The 2,931-nt window shown below is 72.2% G+C and carries 2 protein-coding genes and 1 pseudogene; 2 read left to right on the top strand and 1 reads right to left on the bottom strand.

The genetic code is table 11. The features are described from left to right. Positions 1-62: 62 nt before the first annotated feature. Positions 63-851, bottom strand: a complete 789-nt coding sequence (locus tag ACWGIU_RS26075; protein WP_453709646.1) for an SDR family NAD(P)-dependent oxidoreductase — start codon at positions 849-851, stop codon at positions 63-65. A gap of 72 nt (positions 852-923) precedes the next feature. Between ACWGIU_RS26075 and ACWGIU_RS26070 the strand changes: the two genes are divergently transcribed. After that, positions 924-1,565, top strand: a complete 642-nt coding sequence (locus ACWGIU_RS26070; RefSeq protein ID WP_453709644.1) for a TetR/AcrR family transcriptional regulator — start codon at positions 924-926, stop codon at positions 1,563-1,565. 489 nt (positions 1,566-2,054) lie between these two features. Next, positions 2,055-2,931, top strand: a pseudogene (locus ACWGIU_RS26065) (ATP-binding protein); the annotation flags it as partial.

Here is a 2,931-nt window from a genome sequence, read left to right as displayed (position 1 = left end):
CTTCAGGGGGTGCGTCCGGTGCCGGCACGGGAGGGCGCTCCCCGACCCGGTTCCGCGCCCGGTCACGCCTTGAGGGCGCGCCCTGCCACGGTCAGCGCGAGGCGGCGGGGGGCCAGGGCGGACGCCGTGGCCGAGAGCCGGTTGGTGAGGCCGACGACGATGCTGGCGGGGGTCTTGCCGCGTTCCAGTGCCCGGCGCGTCGCGGTGACGACCTGGTCCGGCGTGGCCATCCGGCCCACGGCGGCGTCCCGGCTGCCGACGACATCGAAGAACTCGGTGCGGACCGGCCCCGGCGAGACGGCGAGGACCCGCAGGGAGGTGGAGCGCGTCTCGTACGCGACGGCCTCGGTGAAGTTCAGGACGAAGGCCTTCGTGGCGCCGTAGACCGCCATCGCGGGGGTCGGCTGGTAGGCGGCCGCGCTGGCGACGGTGACGAGGGCGCCCCGGCCGTCGGCCGTCAAGGCGGGCAGGAACTCTCTGGTCAGTTCCGTGACCGCGAGCACGTTGAGCCGGATCATCTCGCTGATCCGGGTGGGGTCCTCGTCGGCGAAGGGGCCGTGGGTGCCGAAGCCCGCGTTGTTGACCAGGGTGTGGACCGGTACGCCGAGTTCGTCGAGCTCCGCGCGCAGTGCCGCCGCGGCACCGGGCCGGGCGAGGTCCGCGGCGATCGGGCGGGCCTTGACCCCGTAGCGGCGCTCCAGGTCCGCAGCCAGCTCCTCCAGCCGGTCGACGCGCCGGGCGACGAGGACGACGTCCGCTCCCCGCTGCGCCCACTGCCGGGCGCACTCCACACCGAGGCCTGCACTCGCCCCGGTGATCAGGGCTGTGGTTCCGCGGTATGTCATAGACATGGGTCGGCGCTCCGTTCCAGGACTCCGGTCGATGGTCGATACTGAATGTAGACAGAGCAAACATTGTTGTCAATGACAACATCGAAGGAGGAGATCGCCTTGGCCGACGCCGATGCGCCCTATCACCACGGCAATCTCAGGGAGGCCCTGCTGGCACGCGCGGAAGACGTGCTGGCGACCTCGGGGGCGGACAGCCTCTCCCTCCGCGCCCTCGCACGGGACCTCGGTGTCAGCCACGCGGCGCCGGGCCGCCACTTCCGCGACCGCCAGGCACTGCTGGACGCGCTCGCCGTGGGCGGCTTCACCCGCCTCAACGAACGCCTCCGGGCTGCCGTCGGCGACACCGGGCCCGTCGCCACCCGACTCGCCGGGATGGGCCGCGCGTACATCGGCTTCGCCGTCGCGCACGCCCCGTTGCTGAGCCTGATGTTCACGGCCAAGCACGCCGACCGGTCCAGCGCCGAACTCCGCGAGCTCGGCCACCAGAGCCTGGAGATCGCCGCCGAACTGATCGCCCTCGCCCAGCGGGAGGGCGTCGTACGGGCGGGCGACCCGGCCCGGCTCGCCCAGGTCGCCTTCTCCGTGGTGCACGGCCTCGCGGCCCTGGCCGTCGGCTCCCTCCTCGACGACACGCCGCTGGAGGAGGCGACCGAGCTCGCACTCGACGTCCTGCTCACCGGCCTCGGCGCGGTCGGCCCCGGTCCGCGCTCCTGAGGGCTGTCCCGTCACCCCCGGCGGGCGCACGACTCTCGAAGACCTTCAGGTAGAGGACGGGGACAGCTACGGCACCTCGCCGCGTTGTCGGAGCGCCCGCGTACGACCGGCGCGAGGACACCCCTCCGCCGTGCGGCGCACCGCATCTGACGTCGTGCGCCGACCCACCGGCGCGATCACGGGACAGCCCTTAGCGCATTTCCGTCCCGGGCGCCACCGGCGGACAAAGGGGTGCGGCCGGAACCGATCGGAACGCGCGCGCGCATTCCCGCGCGGCGAGCGCGGTCGGCAGGCCGCCGACCTCCTGTTACACCGATACGGACCGTGTGCGGGCCCCTTTTCTCGTCGAAATCCGACGCCATCGATGGCGCATAACGGTTCCTCCGGTCCGATGAACTCCAACGAAAGCCCACGTGAGGCAAGTTGGACGTAGTTATGCTCCCGCCCACCGGTCAGAAGGCCCCCCCTTTCGATAGCTCGAGGACGCCGATGGAGCAAAGAGGTACTCCCCCCCAAAGTCCCCACCCCGTGGGAAGAGCAAGCCGGTTACTGCCCGCGATCGCGGTCGTGGGCGCCGCCTGCCTGGCAGGGGCGCTCGCCACCTCCTCGGCACCGCTCGGCACCGTCCTGATCGCCGTCGCCGCCGTGTGCGCCGCCGCGGTCCTCGTCGAAGCGAGACGGCGCGGCCGCGCGCTCGCCGCCGGGCGCGCCGAGGTCGCGGCCCTCCAGCACACCTTGGCCCGGCAGGAGATCGAGGCGGCCCGGCTGTCCCGGACGGTGCTGCCCGAGGCCATCGAGCGACTACGCAAGGGCGAGCTGGCCGAGGAGGTGCTGACCGCCCTGGGAGGGCGCGGCGGCCACGGCAGCCGCTGGGGTGACGACGAGGCCCTGACCCCGCGCTTCAGAGCCGCCCTCCAGGCCGTGCTGGCCCACGTCATCGACGCGGTCGACAACGAGGAGAGCCTTCGCGACTCGGCACAGCGTGCCTTCGTGAACGTCGCCCGGCGCGTGCAGGCGATCGTCCATCAGCAGGCCCACGAGATGCGTGAGATGGAGGACCGGCACGGCAGCAACCCGGACGTGTTCGGCGATCTTCTGCGGCTCGACCACGGCACCGCTCTGATCGGCCGGCTCGCCGATTCCATCTCGGTCCTCGGCGGTGCCCGCCCCGGCCGCCAGTGGAGCAGGGCCGTCACCCTGTACAGCGTGATGCGCGGTGCGATGTCGAGGATCATCGACTATCAGCGCGTGGAGCTCCACTCCGTCTCCGAGGTCGCCGTCGTCGGTCCGATCGTGGAACCGCTGATCCACACCCTGGCGGAGCTGCTGGACAACGCCACCCGGTACTCGCCGCCGCACACCCGGG

It is taken from the genome of Streptomyces sp. NPDC054840 (genome assembly GCF_053611065.1).
This window is presented reverse-complemented; position numbering and strand designations above follow the sequence as displayed.

Excerpts from the sequence above, each read along its gene's own strand:
- ACWGIU_RS26070 (WP_453709644.1), top strand. The coding sequence starts at position 924 with ATGACAACATCGAAGGAGGAGATCGCCTTGGCCGACGCCGATGCGCCC.
- ACWGIU_RS26075 (WP_453709646.1), bottom strand. The coding sequence starts at position 851 with ATGTCTATGACATACCGCGGAACCACAGCCCTGATCACCGGGGCGAGT.